Here is a 15,929-nt window from a genome sequence, read left to right as displayed (position 1 = left end):
ATTTTACTTAAAAATATACTGTAAGAGAGGCGTTTACTTGGCTTGTTATAATTTACTCAAAGACCTTTTTCATGACCTCTGTCGTGCGTGCCGCAGGATTTTTACGGATCTCTTTTTCTTCTTGAGCAATCTGTTTGAATAAGCCATCAATGGCCTGCTCACAAACAAATAACCCTAGATCATTAGAAAAATCAGGGCCTGAACTGAAGCGATTGTAGGTTGTTACAATTTGTGACCAATATTTAGTGGCAGACACCGCTTTAAGCTGGGTGTCCACTACAGGCTTAAACTGTTTGATCAACTCGGCCTCTGTGGCTTTGCGCAAATATTCTGTGACCGCAGAGTCATGTCCTTTTAAAAGCTTTACAGCATCTTTGAAAGTTAAATTCTTAATAGCATTTTCAAAGATAGGCAATGCCATGGTCATAGCACTTTCTGCAGCCGTGTTCACTGACACCTGAAAACGTTCGCTGACAGACTCCAAGCCTATTTTCTTTAATTTAGCTTGTATTTTTTGTGCCTCAGGTGGGAATGGAATGCGCAATTCCGGATCATTCAGAAAGGCCCCTTTTTGTGCTAATTTACTTACACCTGTTTTCACGCCCTGCTCTAAAGCGTCTCGAAATGCGGTGTGCATCTCTTCTATGGTGACAGGACCAGAGCTTGATAAGATTTGATTTTTCATCTCTTCAAGCTCACCCAAGGTCTTACATCCTACAAACACGCTTGTGATGAGGGGTAAAACAAGACACTTACACAAAGGATTTTTCTTAGTCGTTAAAAACAAAAATTAAATCTCCATCTTGAACCATATCAAAACGCTCTGTGGCTTCTCTTTCAATGTACTCTTGTGAACTTGACTCTTTGATCTTACTTTTGATCTCTTGTTTGGCCACTTCCACTTTTGTGATTCGTGCTGTAAGAGCCTCTTTATGACGAATCAGTTTAAAGAGCTTAAAAAGATCACCACTTAAAATGAGACCAAAAAATAAAAAGAAAGAACACATGATCAGCATTCTTCGAGGGGATTGAAAAAGATAATAGAACACTTTGTTCATAGTTAAAATTATTGTAGCACAATTTCTAAAGAGAAGGATTGAAAAATAAGATGGCAAAAAAGAGACACAACAATCGGCCCGCCCTCGCAATCCAGACTAACGTCTGGTACGCGAGTTAGATTGGTCACTTTTAAACACTTAAAGACAACCCCAGTGAATTGCGCTTCAGATACAGAATTGTGCCCAGGCTTTTTTGCCCCAATAAGTGGCTTTAGCTCCTAGCTGCTGCTCAATTCTTAGCAGCTGATTGTATTTAGCTGTTCTTTCACCACGGCATGGACTGCCCGTTTTAATCTGTGTTGAACCTAAACCCACAGCTAAATCTGCAATGGTCGCATCTTCGGTTTCACCACTTCGATGAGACATCACTGTTCTGTAGTTGGATTCATGACATAAAGAGATCGCTCGCATGGTTTCTGAGACTGTACCGATTTGATTGACTTTAACCAATAGGGCATTGGCTGCCTTTTGCTTTAAGCCCTCTTGAATGCGTTTAATGTTAGTGACAAAAAGGTCATCCCCTACAAGCTGCACTTTTGAACCCAGTTGCCCCGTCAGATAAGTCCAACCTGACCAGTCGTCTTCAGCCATGCCATCTTCAATACTAGCGATAGGATATTTTTTGCACCAGCTGGCATAAGTCTCTGCCAGCTCTTCAGACGAGAGGCTTCGACCTTCAAATTGATATTTTCCATTTTTGAAAAATTCTGTAGAGGCCACATCCAGGGCTAAAAATACATCTTCGCCTGCTTTATAGCCTGCGGCCTCGATAGCACTTAAAATAAATTCCAGAGCTTGCTCGTTATTTTTTAAATTTGGAGCAAATCCCCCTTCATCACCTACTGCTGTAGACATACCCTGCTGATCTATTTTTTTCTTAAGATGATGGAAGATCTCTGAGCCCACACGCAAAGATTCACTGAATGATCCCCCACAAACAGGAGCCACCATAAATTCCTGAATGTCCACACCGTTATTAGCATGCGCTCCACCATTGATGATGTTCATCAACGGCACAGGCAAAGCATACTTATCCTGATTGGGATTAAGAAACTCAAACAATTCTGTTTTTGCCTCTAAAGCTTGAGCCTTAATAAAGGCCAAAGACAAACCTAGCAGTGCATTGGCACCCAAATTGGATTTATTTTCTGTTCCATCTTGTTCAATCAACCACTGATCAAAATCTCCAATGGTCGCAAAACTTTGTCCTTCTAAAGCACTTCCTAACTGAGCTGCATTTAGAACGGCTTTAAGAACACCTTTGCCCATGTATTTAGAACCACCATCACGCAGCTCGTGAGCCTCATGAGCGCCAGTGGACGCCCCCGAAGGAACAGCAGCTCGGGCCCAGGTTTTGTCAGTGAACATATCCACTTCCACTGTGGGATTGCCTCTGCTGTCTAAGATCTGTCTTGCAACTACCTTTTGAATTTTCATACTAAAATTTCCTTTAAAGCCTTATTGTATTTCTAATTTAAACTGAGTGTCTTGCTGGTCAAGCTGTGGAATGGGACCTTCTTCGCGAATGCGCTTACGAAGCTGACCAATGGTTTGTGGGAAAGAGTCTGGAACATTACTCCATCTGACTTTTTTCATGGCCTCTTTCACCAAACGAGTTTTACGATCTGAACCCACCAAAATGGTCACCAGCTGTTGTGCACGCGAAAAGTAATCTTGTAATTTTAAGATTTCACTTTCAAACCAATTGCGATCTTCTGTAGTCCAATGAATGTCCTCTACGTGAGCGGAGGCTTGGATTTCTTTTAAACGTGAAAGCTCTTTTTCTTTTTGTTCTAACTCTTTTCTGAGGTGGTCAATAGTAAACTGGTTGCACTCCACGGTCTCGATGATGGACTTCACAAGTTCTGGGTTAAAATAATAATTTTCTTCGTTAAGTAAAGAACTTTGAGATTGCTCCCAAGTGATGGAGATCACATTGTCCACCCAATTCACTTGGGCCAAATCCTTGTTAGCATATACGGTTAAGGATTCTAAACAGCTTTTGAGATACATGCAGGTATTGGGGTATTCATCAAAAAATATAGGAACTTCAAAAACAATTCGGCTTTCAGTCACTTCTTTTTTTTCAATAGGAGGTGGGGGCGATACAAAGTAACTTAAAAAGCGATCTGGTTGTAAATACAAATCTTTTGGTGAACGCATCATTTTTAAGACACTGTCCAAAACACCCCAAGCCTTAAGTTCAGGCGACTTATGGCCCACATTTTCAATAATGGAACCCGTTGTTCCTGCCACAGACTCTTCGGCAAACAAAGCTAAAAAGGCCTCTACATTTTGGCTTGAGAGCCACACTTCAGGATTGGAAGCGACCTCCAAAGTCAAATTGGCTCGGTCAAGCATATCCATCACATCAAGCTGATGCTTGAGACCGTAATTGATAAAAGCATGGGTAATTTTGCCACTAAATTGCACAACCTTATTTACCTCTACACGGGCAAAAAAGATACCTTAAGCGCACCCAACCAAAGGGAAATGTAGGGCGAATATGCGGGTTTTACAGGCTGAGCATCGCGTTATTACGGTGAGAGGCGGGGGACATGCTTAAGAGAGGCGCATGTCCCCCATTTTGGAGGGAAGGGTATAATCAGGTTATTTACCGAGGAGGAGAAGTCTTTGAACCAGCTCGGGTCTTTCCAACTTCTCACTATTTTCTATGGCAAATTCTTTTGCCAAATGTCTTAACTCGTTTGTAGACATGTTACTAATTTCTTTAATGGTTAAAGTTTTTGTGAACATGACGTAACTCCTTGTTAAGTGATCCGCCACTATTGGCTTAATAATAATTCTAGCCCAACTGGTTTTGAAATAATTGACCAGTATTTGCAATAAATGTGATGATTTGTTCACAGATTATGTTTAATGGCAGATGGCTCGTATTCGTTGCAATCTAGGCGTAAGTCCTTGTCTGCAAATGAGGCGTTTACATAATCGCAGTGGTGAGGCTCAGCCGAACCAGGATGAGCATAAGGTCGAAAAAACTTACAGCTAGCACACATAGCAGGGACAGAGATCAAACCTCTGTCTTGCATTTCAATAATAAATTTAGAAAGAGTCCGTATAAGTCCAGCCTTCTCAAGCTCAGTAAGTTCATTCACCGATTGCATTAAATCTTCTGGCCATTTGGCTATAGCTAAAGAACGCTTTTTTCCTTTTGCCGTGAGTTCTAAGATTGTAAACCTTGAATCTTGTGGATCTACACGTTTACGAATTAAACCTTTATCCACTAAAGACGACAAAGAATCACTGAGACTGGCGCGGCTCACAGCTAGGCGTCTGGCGATTTCAGATGGCATGGACACACCCTGAGTCATCAAAACCAAAACTTGTGCCTGTGTGGGAGAAAGTTGCTCATCAAAAGATCGTTTTTGCTCGACGGCGCGCAAGGCTTGACCAATTTTTGCAAGCCCCGTCAAAACCTTCTCGTTAAGCCGATCTGGTTTTGTATTTAGTTTTGACTTAGCCATGGTCTCTCCGTCTACATCATTTCAGGAATATTAGGATTCCTAACTAGGATATAATGCACCCCCTCGATCTTTTCAAGATGTCGCATATAGTTATTACTTTTCAAATAATATTTACACAGGATACATAGTTAGGAGTCCTAATTATAAACCAACAAAGGAGAATATAATGAAAAAAGCCGTTTTTTATCATGCTGGTTGCACAGTTTGTGTGTCTGCAGAAAATTCAGTCCTGAATATGATTGATCGCAAGAATATTGATCTACAGGTGGTGGATTTGGGTAAAGACAAAGCCCATCTAGCTGAGGCCGAAGACCTTGGAATCAAATCTGTTCCTGCTCTGGTGATTGATAACCAAGTTTTACATATCAACTATGGCGCAGCCCTTAGTGATTTAAAATAAGTCGACACTAAACAAGCAGCTTCTTCATAGAGACGCAAGCTTAGAGGCTAGGCTGCTTGTTTATTTTTAAATAACTGTAACGGGAAAGGAATTCCGTTGTCTTTGATTTCATCTAGGAATGTGGGTAAATGGCAAGGGTCCATAGAGCCACTAAGTTTACCATTTGGCTGCTTTACTAAACGACCTACTTTAAAAATAGGACGCGTTTCATAGCCCCCTTTTTCATTTAAGCCCATCACTTCTGCGATTTCGGAAATACGACGAGACCCATCAGAATAACGAGTCACCTGAACAATGATATCCACAGCTGAAGATATCTGCATCGTTAAAGCCTTTTCACTGATCTTTGCATCTCCGCCTTGAGCCAGAGCTTCAAGTCTCACCATCGCTTCTGTTGGAGTGTTAGCATGCACCGTTCCCATACAGCCTTTGTGACCTGTGTTCATAGCTTGAACCAGTTCTAAAGCTTCGGAACCACGCACCTCACCCACAATGATTCGATCTGGACGAAGACGAAGACTACTGATCACAAGATCACGAATCGTCACCTCACCCTTACCCTGTTTATCTGCCATTCGGGTTTCAAAAAAGACCACATGGTCATAATCAATTTTTAATTCTTTAGCATCTTCGATCACAATAATTCGTTCACCTGAAGGGATACGTGAACCCAAGAGTCCCAATAATGTTGTTTTACCAGAACCCGTACCTCCACTGACTAGGATGTTTTTTCCCAGTTTCATACATGTATCTAAAAACTGCGCTCCTTCAATGGACATCGCACCCAATTGCACATACTTTTTGAATGTCATATCTGACTTAAAAAACTTACGAATAGCAATTGTGGTACCCTTAAAAGCGCAGGGTGGAATTACAATATGCACCCTCGAACCATCAGGCAGACGCGCATCCAGTCTTGGGTTTTCATCATCAATTCTTCTTTGTGCAAATTGCGCAATAATATTCGCAGCAGCTCGCACATCATCTTCACTATCAAAACGAACATCTGTGGGATGCATTCTACCGCCGATCTCAATAAAAATTTCTGAGTGGCTGTTGATCAGAACTTCCGTCACCTTATCATCATCTAAAAGATGATAAATAGGGCGCAAATAGTTCTTCATGGCCTCACGAAATAATAATGCTGCATCCTTTTTAGTGTCAGACACGTGCGTTCACTCCACCTAGTGGTACTGTTTGTTGTTTTGAAAATCTGCAAATTCTTTAGCAACTTCCATAGCAAAAAATAGAATCATCTGAGAGTCATAACATCCTAAGGCTCGTTTGATCTGTTGCTTTTCATTTGAAAGTTGATTGATCTTAGTTAATAATTCCTCAAAGTCCTCTTCTCGTGCTTCTTTAAGTTCTTGAAGTTGATTCCAATCCGCATTCTTTAATAAAGGCTCAATCGCACCCATTTCATCCAAGACGTCATAATACACCTTGAGATCACCACAAATTTTCATAAAAGCCTCCCTCTCTTAAAGTACGTATCGGAACAGTCTCTTCTTTTGTAAAATACATCCCTCTTCTCACTAAGCCACCTTAGAGGCCTGTGAACTGATCTTTTTAAAGCCAATAGCTAGGTCATGATATTCCGACTCTGTATTAAAATTCTGATAAATAATGATGCCTTGTGTTTTAAGCTCTGAAGCGATCCCTTCAAAAAACGCCGCATTTTTTAACCACTGTTTGTAGTTAAACTGCTTCGTACTTTTATGGCTTAAAACGTAAATCACATAATCTTCCTTATCATGAGAAGAAAACTCAATGGAAGAACCCTCGACAGAATCATTGATCACTTGAATACAAAGCGCTTCAAAAAATAACTCTTTCTTTTTAGAATTTTGACTTTGAGTCTCCACAATTGAAGCTTTTGGAACACCCAATACTTCAAAATTTAAATTTTTACGTTTCAAATTATTAGCAAATAGATTTTTAAAATTCAGCACCATTGCTGGAACTGTTTCTGCTGTAGCACTTGAAGCTTTAACACTAGCATTCGCAGTACTTGTCGTCTTTGTCGTGTCCGTAATTTTAGGCTTACGAATCATAGAAAATCGAGGGTCAAGCTTATCAGTACTCTTAATTTGCGGTACGACATGAGTGTCTTTTAAAATTTTAAACTGTGGACTTGGTTGGTCCGCGCTATGTTTAACGTCCACATTGACAAAAATCTTTTTAGACGGCTGAGATACTGAACTTTCAGATGTATTGGTCGCTTCCGTAATATCAGGTATCACTACCCCGTGTACTGAATCTACCACATTTAACTGCGTGAAGTATCTATCAAAATCAGCATGAGATTGAGGCTCTTGACTGGCTTTTGGAGCTTGAGTCTGCTGATTTTCCAAAATCTGTCTGTTGAATTGACTTCTGGCATTTAAAAGTCTTTGTGTTCGCTTAATCACTTTGTCTTGTTCATGTCGTTTCAACGACTGCGCAAAGATCGTAGCATAAACGATGGCAATTAAACCATAACTCATAGGTAGGTTAAAATTAAGGACCACTGGAAGGACGGCGGTCAGAACCAAAACCTCAAGCCCCACAGCACTTACAGTCAACACGGACATCATGGGGCCAAAATATAAAATAGCAAATAGCACTTGCAAATAGATCAAAGCCCAAAGTGCATATTGAAGGTTTTGACTTGTAGCTTTTAAAAACGCACCCTCTTGCAAATGGAAGTATAAGTTGCTCAGTTTAAAATCTTCAGACAAAGTTTCACTTTTTAGTGTATAGGGCTTATCCGAAGACCTGACTCCTGCACCGATATACTGTCCCATACCCTCTTTGAGAGTTTGGGTATTAAAACCCACAAAGACCGTTTTATTTTTTAAACTTACAATATGATGACCATGAGACATGATTTTTTTAGTCCCTGATTTTAAAATCTCTCTGCCATCAATTTGTGGAATACGTGTAAATGCCAAAGCCATGTTCATTTGCAACTTAGAATTGGGTACTTTTTCAAACTGATTATAGATTTCTGAGGCGGCATCTTTAACATAAATATGCTCCCCTTTGCCCAAATCCAATGAAAAATTCTCTAAACCTAAGAAACTAATATTCTGTTTACGAAAATGCACCAAGCAGTCTTTATCAAGATCCGCACTTTTAAAAATAAAAGTCACACCTTGAAAATTGGCGCTGAGTTGCTTACACGCTTTAAGTTCTTTGGGATCAATCACCACAAAAAGCTCTTCTGGGGATTTCTTTTTAATTTGTGCTACCAAGTCTGTAAGCTCGGCCATTAGAGCTTTGGCACCTTGTGTTCCATCCAAATAAATATTAGCAACAGGAGAATTTTCAGGCGCTGGAGCATAAAGCAAGTGGGCTGTATTTCTTTGATAATCCTGTTCAATTTTTTTAAACACTTGTAACTGTAGTAAGGCGAGCAACACAGCAAAACCAAGAGCCATCAAAAAGACTCTGGCACCATGTTTTTTTAAGTATTTTAAAACTGTTTTCAACGGCCGTTTCATCAATGGCCTATCGGCTTTTATGCGCTAACTATTTAACCCATCTCACCTTTTGAGTGGCACGACGAAGGCCCAGAATCTCTTGTATAAAGGCCGCGGCCAATTCATCCGCAAGATTTCTAGGGTCAATACCCCAACTTTCAAGCCCGCAGGTCTTCACAGGAGTGTTTTTGGTGCTGACGTTGACTCCAAAGTGCATAAGTGCTGACGTAGGGCTTTTGGTGGCGATACTGATATTGAGCTTTTTGTCTTTATCTTTGACAGGCTCAAAGGCTGGGTGGTGAGCCCCCTTGGACTCTGTCTGCATCAAATATAGGTCATCGCCTTTTCGCACAAGAAATTGTCCTGTTTTTTGATAGATCAAATCTCTGGCCAAATCACCCATAAGTCTCTGCAAGCAGGCCATAGAAAACAAAGGTATATCAAAAACTTCAACAATAAAGTGGAGCATCTTTTCGGAATAAATTTTATGTCCTGCCAATAAGTCTTCGGCATCTACAATTTTATCAACACTGATGTCACACTTTCCTACCCAAGCGAGTACAGAATCCCCTAGCACTCCTTGATTTAAGTACGCATAGAGGGAACACAGTTGAGACCCATCATAGGTCATTTCTTCTGGGATAAATTTATATTGCATTTTTACTTCCTCTTTTAGCCCTTAACTCTTGCACGTCTACATCTATAGCCTTACAAGCTCTTACAAATCTCAAGCAAGACTCACAGTCTAGACACCATTCTTTTTGTCCTCTATAGCAAGGCCATAAATCACTTAAATCTAAACCCAAATCTATGGCTCTTTGAATAATCTGGGTTTTATTAAGGTCAGTTGTAAAACAAAAAACTTTAACATGATTTTGCGTAGAATACTCAAAACTTTGGTTCAATGTCTGTAAAAAAGCCTCGGAATTATCAGGAAAGGTTTGGGCTTCCTCTAAATTAAATCCAGGAACAACTAGCTTAGCCCCTAAGCCTTCTGCCACTGCGGCAGCCACATTAAGGAATAAACCATTGCGATTGGGCACCCACACAGATTTAGCACTCTCTTGAGACTGTGCAACCGAATTGATGTCCACCATACTAGAGTCAGGAATGTCTTGATGGCTTTGATTTAAACTAGAAGGACTCACATCCTTTAGCCAACTTAGATCTAAAATCTGATGCTTTAACTTAAGTTTCTGACATAGTATCTTTGCACTTTGAACTTCTTGTTCTAGGGCTTTCTGACCGTAATTGATTGTCAACACACAAGCCACTTCATATCTTTGCAAAGTTTCATAGAGATTGACTGAAGAGTCCAATCCTCCACTTAAAAGTACGACCGCCTTCATGTCTGCCCTTTCACATTACAAATCATCAATAGAGACACTTTTGATTAGGAATTGAGGTGTTTTTTTACCCATATATTCATTCCATTCAAGACTGCCAATAATATCTAGCTTTTGATCAATCAACTGATCCAATTGCTCTTCACTTAAAGAGTGGTGAAACCAAATGGCATCAATGGGTGACACTTCTTTATGTTTTAAAGAGACCAATTGCATTTTTAAATGCGCTTCTTTAAGCACTCTGATCATCACAGGCTTAAGCTCGGTCACTTTAAATACAGGGACTTCAAATCCCACACCATAAGGTTCTAATTTTTGCATCCAATTTAACAGTTGAGGAGTCAGTTCCGTGGCTGAAATTTCAATGTCATATTTGGTGTCATAGTCCAAAACACCAAAGTCGCCATTTTCTTCTTTGTGCACTTGAAAGAAACGTCTGAGTTCATTTCTAAAATCTTCGGCTTTGCTCAGTTCAAGCTCAAAACCTGCGGCCTGTTGATGGCCGCCGAATTTTTTTAAGCTGGGGCAAAAAGAAAGGATTTCGACCAGATTCAACCCCAAACCATCAGGCATTCTTGCACTTCCAAACACCTTATGCCCTCTGACACTCCCTACAAACGCAGGCTTATTATAGTTTTGAGAGAGTTTAGTGGCGACAAGACCAATCACACCCTTATGAAATTCTTCATCATAAACAAAACTAAATAGATCTTCAGATTCAAAGTCTCGCTCAAAGGCCATGGCCTCGGCTTTTTTCTGTAGCTGTAAACGCTCATTATTGAGGGCTAAAACTTGGTCCACCATCCTCTGCGCACTGACTTCGTCTTGGCACAAAAGAACTTCAATAGGAAGTAAGTCTTTATCCATTCGGCTCAAAGCATTGAGCTTTGGAGCTAATCTAAAGCCAATATCCTGAGAGCTTAGGCGTTTGCCCACAAGCCCAAGCTTATACATCAATGCCTTTAAGCCTGCTCGTTTAGTTCTTTCTAAGACGTGAAGACCATGTTTTACTAAAACTCGATTCTCTTCCACCATGGGAACAAGATCTGTGATGGTTCCTATAATAAACAGATCCAGAATCGATTTAGGATCAAAATCCTCTTCCTTCATCCAACCCAGTTCTTTAAAACGCATCCACACAGCAAGCACTAAATAGTACCCCACACCTACGCCACAAAGATGCTTTAGACCACTACGACAAAACCCTTTATTAGGATTAAGAATGGCCGTGGCCTCAGGCAGTTGTCCTTCAGGTAGATGGTGATCGGTAACGATCACATCAATCCCTAGTTCTTTGGCATAGGCTGTAGCCTCTCGACCTGTAATGCCCACATCCACAGTGACAATCAGTTTGACCTTATCTTTATACTTTTCAACAATATCTTTGTGAAAACCATAGCCTTCACTCAAACGCTTAGGTTGTATATAAAAAATATTTTTAAATCCCAGGGCTTTTAAACCCGAGAAGATCAGCGCCACGCCTGACGAACCATCCAAATCAAAATCCCCATAAACTAAAATGGGATCTTGGTTTTCATAGGCTTGTGTAAGTCTATCCACAGCAATGTCCATTTGATCAATGGACATTGGACTTTTAATTTGGCTCAGTTTTGGTCGAAACAACAAATCCCACTCTTCACAATCTAGATATCCTCTTGCTTTAAGAAGACGTTCTAATGCTGAAGGTAGGTCTTTATAAAGTGCTTTTAAGTCTTCGATCTTAGGCTCCTGCTTTCTCCAACCTGTCTTGGATCTTATCAGCCCAAATCACTAAGGGGGCAGCGACATAAAGAGTTGAAAAAGTTCCAACAATAACCCCCACGCCTAGTGTGAAAGCTAAGTCTTTAATGACTCCACCTGCAATATAGTACAAGGTGATGATCGCCATTAACGTCGTTAGCGAAGTCAGCATGGTTCTTGAGATCACATCATTCAAAGAGCGGTTAATGACAAGTGCCAAAGGCTTTCCTTTGAACGCAGGAATGTTTTCCCTGATTCTATCAAAGTTAATGATGGTGTCGTTTAACGAATATCCGATCACTGTTAAAATCGCAGCAAGAGTTTGAATATTAAGCTCCTTACCCAATGCTGCATAAATTCCCATTGTAATGATGGCATCATTTAAAAGACCAATCACAGAAGCTGGGGCATATTTGTAATCAAATCTTAGAGCGATATAAATCAAAATTAAAATCAAACTGTAAAATACAGATAACAAACCATTTCTTTTTAATTCTGTTCCCACCTGAGGTCCCACGGTGTCTACACGTCGAATATCAGGGCTGAACTCTTTAAAACGAGTGACAATTCCATCGGCTAGAGCTTTTGTAGTTGCCGTTGCCGCAGTATTGATCTCTTCATCGGTGCCTTCGGCTTCAGCTTGTGTACGAATCAAATATTCATTTTCATCACCAAAAGACTGCACAGAGGCTGATCTAAAACCCAGCTCTTCAGTGAGATTTCTAAGATCAGAAACAGGAACGTCCTTTTCAAACTTCACTTGAACTTCAGCACCGCCAGAGAAATCAATCCCATAGTTGAAACCCTTTATAAAGATCACCCCTAGCGCAAGAATTGTAAGTACAAAAAGAAGGCCACTAAATACAGGAATCTTACCCATGAAATCAAAAATTCCATAGTCCTTATCCAATTTTAAATCTTTGATACTTTTATATTGAGACATGTTCTTCCTTTTTAATTTATTTAATTTAGTATCTTATTACTTTTTGCAGTTTTAGTTTTTGAGTTGCAAAGTTCACAATAGTTCTAGAAACAAACACGGCAGTGTACACAGAAGTGATCACACCGCAGATCAAAGTCACTGCAAACCCTTTGATGGGTCCAGTACCGTAGTTAAGTAAAACTATACAGACAATTGCAGTTGTGATGTTGGAGTCTAAAATCGCAGACAATGCGTGCTTATAACCATCATTGATCGCCGCATTTAGACCTGTTCCTTTTAGAAGCTCATCTCTAATTCTTTCAAAAATAATGATATTGGCATCCACAGCCATCCCCATGGTCAGCACAATACCTGCAATACCAGGTAAGGTCAGTGTCGCTCCCAAAGTAGATAAAATACCTAGCAACAATAAAATATTTAGTCCCAAAGCTAAACTCGCAATGAAACCTAAAATTCCATAATACGCGCATATAAAGATAACGATCATGAGACCACCCATAATCCCTGCAATTGCTCCTTTGCGAACAGAGTCAGCCCCTAGTGTGGGTCCTACAGTTCGCTCTTCAAGCTGTTGCAAGCTTGCAGGCAGTGCACCTGCTCTCAGTGTACGAGACACAAACTGAGCCTCTTCAAAAATTTCATCATGATTACCGTTTCCTAATGAGATCTGACCCGAATCTGTAATTCTTGTACTGACATTAGGTGCTGACTTTAGAACTTTATCTAAAACGATACCCAAAGGTTTATTCACATTGTTGCCTGTGATTTCTCCAAAAGGTTTACGACCTTCTACACTCATTGAAAATAGCACGATAGGACGTCCGCCCGCTTGGCCATCTCGCCCTACGTAAGCATCATCAACCATGTCTCCTGTAACTATTTGATCGTTCTTTGCCAATCTAGGCACACGACCTTCTGTCAACGAAGACACATTAGGTAACATTTCAAAGACAATCTCAGTGTCTTTAGGTAAACGATCGGCTAAATCCTCATTGATGCGTTTAATGTATTGGGCATACTCAAGACCGTTTTCGTTAGTCACCCCTAAAGTGTAATGTCCTTTCGACTCAACCTCATTCACCCATGATTCTAAAGTTCCACTGTCCACTTCATTACTGATGATCATGAACTCTAACTTTGCAGTGGTGTTGAGAAGTTGTTTGGCCTTTTCTGAATCTTCAATCCCTGGCAACTGAACTAAAATGCGATCTGTTCCTTGTGCAGAAATATTCGGTTCAAGCGTTCCGAAGCTATCAATACGGTTACGGATCACTTCAATGGCTTGACCCACAACTCTTTCTTTTTGCTCACGCTCCACACTATCAAAATACGTGAAGTGGGCTTGAGTCGGTTCGTTATTGATGGCTTGGTAAGTAGATGGATAGTTTTTATTGATAAAAGACTTGGCCTTTGACAAATCCGCCGCGCTTGCTGTCTTTACAATAAAAGAAGGTTTGGGTGTAGCAGAGTAAACCACTTCCACACCTGCAAGGCCTTCTTTTTTAAGGTCCTCTGCGAGTGAACGCGCCTGTCTTTGAGTTTTTTCAATCATAAAGTTTTTAACATCGACACCCAAGACAAGGTGAATCCCACCCTGAATATCTAAACCTTTTACGATTTTAGAATCGGGCAAGAATGTAAACTTTTTTGCATCTAAAATGTTGGGCAAATACCAGTATAGTGCCACGAAAAACGTGACCATAACGACAACCCAACGAACCTTTTGGTTTTGAAACATATTATTCTACCTCTTTAGCAAGTGAAGAAATGTGGGACTTCAACATCTTAACACGGACTTCGTCATTAAGACTGACATCCACATATTTTTCAGTAACGCCTTCAATTGTTCCTAAAATTCCTGCAGAGGTCAAAATCCTATCGCCTTTTTTTAACGAAGAATGGAAATCAGCCTGCTGACGAGCACGTTTGGCCTGCGGTCTTAAAATCAAAAAGTAAAATACAAAGAAAATGATAATAAAGGGAAAGTACTGCAATAAAAGACTGGGTTTGGGTAGAGTTTCTGGTGACGCCGTTGCCGCCTCTTGTGCTAGGGCGGAGTTGATAAAAAATAGCATAATAACCCCTATATATAGTTTGTGTTTTCAGTAAGGTTTATAACGGTGACGATATAAACAACAAATACGCCCTCTGTTTTGACTTAAAAAGTTCGGCCATTACAAAGGATGCTCTTATAATTTCTGAGCAATATACTGTTATTACTGTTCTTGAGTAGCATGGGGAGTTCTAATTAAGCGCGTTAAAGTCTTTGTAAAGAAACTCTCCCAACGGTCTTCGAGGATGGCCGCACGCGCCTGTCTCATCAGGTCATGATAGAAATACAGATTATGTAAGGTATTCAGGCGGAAGGAGAGCAACTCGCCCACAGAGAATAAGTGCCTCAGGTAAGAACGCGTAAAGTTTGTGCAAGTATAGCACCCACACTCTTCATCTATAGGGCGTTCATCAAGCTGAAATTCTTTGCGTTTAATGTTGATAGGGCCATTCCAAGTGAACAGCATTCCATTTCTTGCCACTCTTGTAGGCATCACACAGTCAAACATATCAATCCCACTGTTGATCCCAATCAAAAGGTCCTCGGGTTTCCCCACTCCCATTAGATAACGAGGTTTATTTGCGGGCATCAAAGGGACAACTTCAGGCAATAGTGCATGCATCAACGGCATGGGCTCGCCCACACTGAATCCTCCCAAGGCGTATCCAGGCAGGTCTAGTTCTGCAACTTGTTCGATGGCTATTTTTCGCGCTTCAAAATCCAATCCCCCTTGGGCAATTCCAAACAAAAGGCTCTCGGGACGAGTCATGCGATCCTTACAACGTCGTAACCACTTGATGGTGCGATCCATCGCCTTATAAAGCTCATCCTTAGTGCACGGATACGGAGGACACTCATCAAAGGCCATGATGATGTCAGACCCTAAGTCCATTTGAATTTCCATGCTCTTTTCTGGCGAGATAAAAAGTTTTGTGCCATCCAAGTGACTACGAAACTCCACGCCATCGTCAGTGATCTTTCTTAACTTTGAAAGAGAAAACACCTGAAAGCCCCCACTGTCAGTCAGAATGGGCTGATCCCAGTTCATAAACTTATGCAGTCCTCCCATTTGGGCAATGAGTTTTTCTGTGGGACGCAAGTGCAGATGATAAGTGTTTCCCAAAATAATTTGAGAACCAATGTCTTTTAAATCATGAGGAGTCATGCTTTTTACTGTGGCTTTTGTCCCCACAGGCATGAAGACAGGAGTTTGAATTTCTCCGTGAGCGGTCTTTAGTGTTGCGGCTCTGGCCTGTCCAGAAGTGGCCTCTAAGGCGAAATGTTTTAGCGTCAAACTCATGACGCTTTAGATACTTGTCTCTAAGTGGAAAGGCAAGCCATGTAGACTGTAATAAGTAAGGTTTTTTAAGGTCTGTTAGGAATTCGTTACGATCTGCCTCTGTCTTGACCCCTCAGCCTTTCATTGAAACAATTTAGTTA

The 15,929-nt window shown here is 40.7% G+C and carries 17 protein-coding genes; 1 reads left to right on the top strand and 16 read right to left on the bottom strand.

What is annotated here, in order from left to right; all coding sequences use genetic code 11:
• Positions 1-52: 52 nt before the first annotated feature.
• The 6 genes from M9899_03200 to M9899_03175 form a co-directional block, all read right to left on the bottom strand.
• Entirely contained in the window at positions 53-760 is a 708-nt protein-coding gene (locus M9899_03200) for a DUF4197 domain-containing protein (GenBank protein MCO5113162.1), read from the bottom strand.
• A gap of 10 nt (positions 761-770) precedes the next feature.
• Complete coding sequence (locus M9899_03195) at positions 771-1,058, bottom strand: septum formation initiator family protein (protein MCO5113161.1); 288 nt, start codon at positions 1,056-1,058, stop codon at positions 771-773.
• A gap of 165 nt (positions 1,059-1,223) precedes the next feature.
• The gene (gene eno / locus M9899_03190; protein ID MCO5113160.1) at positions 1,224-2,495 is read right to left on the bottom strand and encodes a phosphopyruvate hydratase; all 1,272 of its coding nucleotides are present in this window, start codon (positions 2,493-2,495) and stop codon (positions 1,224-1,226) included.
• Positions 2,496-2,516: 21 nt separating this feature from the next.
• A complete protein-coding gene (locus M9899_03185) occupies positions 2,517-3,491 on the bottom strand; it encodes a hypothetical protein (GenBank protein ID MCO5113159.1) in 975 nt (324 codons plus the stop codon).
• Between the two features lie 177 nt (positions 3,492-3,668).
• The gene (locus tag M9899_03180) at positions 3,669-3,815 is read right to left on the bottom strand and encodes a hypothetical protein (GenBank protein MCO5113158.1); all 147 of its coding nucleotides are present in this window, start codon (positions 3,813-3,815) and stop codon (positions 3,669-3,671) included.
• Between the two features lie 107 nt (positions 3,816-3,922).
• The gene (locus M9899_03175) at positions 3,923-4,543 is read right to left on the bottom strand and encodes a MarR family winged helix-turn-helix transcriptional regulator (GenBank protein MCO5113157.1); all 621 of its coding nucleotides are present in this window, start codon (positions 4,541-4,543) and stop codon (positions 3,923-3,925) included.
• A 166-nt stretch (positions 4,544-4,709) separates the two neighbouring features.
• Between M9899_03175 and M9899_03170 the strand changes: the two genes are divergently transcribed.
• Complete coding sequence (locus M9899_03170; GenBank protein ID MCO5113156.1) at positions 4,710-4,943, top strand: conjugal transfer protein TraF; 234 nt, start codon at positions 4,710-4,712, stop codon at positions 4,941-4,943.
• Positions 4,944-4,990: 47 nt separating this feature from the next.
• Here M9899_03170 and M9899_03165 read toward each other — a convergent pair whose 3' ends face one another.
• The 10 genes from M9899_03165 to tgt all read right to left on the bottom strand — a co-directional run bounded on the left by M9899_03165 (position 4,991) and on the right by tgt (position 15,789).
• On the bottom strand, positions 4,991-6,112 hold the full coding sequence (locus M9899_03165) for a CpaF family protein (protein ID MCO5113155.1): 1,122 nt from the start codon (positions 6,110-6,112) through the stop codon (positions 4,991-4,993).
• 15 nt (positions 6,113-6,127) lie between these two features.
• Complete coding sequence (locus M9899_03160; protein MCO5113154.1) at positions 6,128-6,409, bottom strand: hypothetical protein; 282 nt, start codon at positions 6,407-6,409, stop codon at positions 6,128-6,130.
• 69 nt (positions 6,410-6,478) lie between these two features.
• A complete protein-coding gene (locus M9899_03155; GenBank protein ID MCO5113153.1) occupies positions 6,479-8,416 on the bottom strand; it encodes a hypothetical protein in 1,938 nt (645 codons plus the stop codon).
• 40 nt (positions 8,417-8,456) lie between these two features.
• On the bottom strand, positions 8,457-9,065 hold the full coding sequence (locus M9899_03150) for a DUF366 family protein (GenBank protein MCO5113152.1): 609 nt from the start codon (positions 9,063-9,065) through the stop codon (positions 8,457-8,459).
• A complete protein-coding gene (gene queC, locus M9899_03145) occupies positions 9,055-9,756 on the bottom strand; it encodes a 7-cyano-7-deazaguanine synthase QueC (GenBank protein ID MCO5113151.1) in 702 nt (233 codons plus the stop codon). The genes M9899_03150 and queC overlap by 11 nt, the downstream gene beginning before the upstream one ends.
• Before the next feature lie 15 nt (positions 9,757-9,771).
• The gene (recJ, locus tag M9899_03140) at positions 9,772-11,379 is read right to left on the bottom strand and encodes a single-stranded-DNA-specific exonuclease RecJ (GenBank protein ID MCO5113150.1); all 1,608 of its coding nucleotides are present in this window, start codon (positions 11,377-11,379) and stop codon (positions 9,772-9,774) included.
• Between the two features lie 94 nt (positions 11,380-11,473).
• Positions 11,474-12,436 (bottom strand): protein translocase subunit SecF, encoded by a 963-nt coding sequence (gene secF / locus M9899_03135; protein ID MCO5113149.1) that lies wholly within the window; start codon positions 12,434-12,436, stop codon positions 11,474-11,476.
• A 25-nt stretch (positions 12,437-12,461) separates the two neighbouring features.
• The gene (secD, locus tag M9899_03130) at positions 12,462-14,174 is read right to left on the bottom strand and encodes a protein translocase subunit SecD (protein MCO5113148.1); all 1,713 of its coding nucleotides are present in this window, start codon (positions 14,172-14,174) and stop codon (positions 12,462-12,464) included.
• A gap of 1 nt (position 14,175) precedes the next feature.
• Positions 14,176-14,511, bottom strand: coding sequence for a preprotein translocase subunit YajC (yajC, locus tag M9899_03125; GenBank protein MCO5113147.1), 336 nt, complete (start codon positions 14,509-14,511; stop codon positions 14,176-14,178).
• A 141-nt stretch (positions 14,512-14,652) separates the two neighbouring features.
• Positions 14,653-15,789: a tRNA guanosine(34) transglycosylase Tgt gene (gene tgt / locus M9899_03120; GenBank protein ID MCO5113146.1), complete on the bottom strand. Its 1,137-nt coding sequence runs from the start codon at positions 15,787-15,789 to the stop codon at positions 14,653-14,655.
• Positions 15,790-15,929 lie beyond the last annotated feature (140 nt).

This window comes from Pseudobdellovibrionaceae bacterium, from assembly GCA_023954155.1.
GTDB lineage: Bacteria > Bdellovibrionota > Bdellovibrionia > Bdellovibrionales > UBA1609 > JAMLIO01.
The sequence above is the reverse complement of the archived record's forward strand: the minus strand, read 5'-3'. Positions and strand labels throughout refer to the sequence as shown.

Bases quoted from the DNA above. Each gene is read 5' to 3' on its own strand.
- M9899_03195 (MCO5113161.1), bottom strand. From the start codon at position 1,058: ATGAACAAAGTGTTCTATTATCTTTTTCAATCCCCTCGAAGAATGCTG.
- eno (MCO5113160.1), bottom strand. From the start codon at position 2,495: ATGAAAATTCAAAAGGTAGTTGCAAGACAGATCTTAGACAGCAGAGGC.
- M9899_03180 (MCO5113158.1), bottom strand. From the start codon at position 3,815: ATGTTCACAAAAACTTTAACCATTAAAGAAATTAGTAACATGTCTACA.
- M9899_03175 (MCO5113157.1), bottom strand. From the start codon at position 4,543: ATGGCTAAGTCAAAACTAAATACAAAACCAGATCGGCTTAACGAGAAG.
- M9899_03170 (MCO5113156.1), top strand. From the start codon at position 4,710: ATGAAAAAAGCCGTTTTTTATCATGCTGGTTGCACAGTTTGTGTGTCT.
- M9899_03160 (MCO5113154.1), bottom strand. From the start codon at position 6,409: ATGAAAATTTGTGGTGATCTCAAGGTGTATTATGACGTCTTGGATGAA.
- M9899_03150 (MCO5113152.1), bottom strand. From the start codon at position 9,065: ATGCAATATAAATTTATCCCAGAAGAAATGACCTATGATGGGTCTCAA.
- queC (MCO5113151.1), bottom strand. From the start codon at position 9,756: ATGAAGGCGGTCGTACTTTTAAGTGGAGGATTGGACTCTTCAGTCAAT.
- secF (MCO5113149.1), bottom strand. From the start codon at position 12,436: ATGTCTCAATATAAAAGTATCAAAGATTTAAAATTGGATAAGGACTAT.
- secD (MCO5113148.1), bottom strand. From the start codon at position 14,174: ATGTTTCAAAACCAAAAGGTTCGTTGGGTTGTCGTTATGGTCACGTTT.
- yajC (MCO5113147.1), bottom strand. From the start codon at position 14,511: ATGCTATTTTTTATCAACTCCGCCCTAGCACAAGAGGCGGCAACGGCG.
- tgt (MCO5113146.1), bottom strand. From the start codon at position 15,789: ATGAGTTTGACGCTAAAACATTTCGCCTTAGAGGCCACTTCTGGACAG.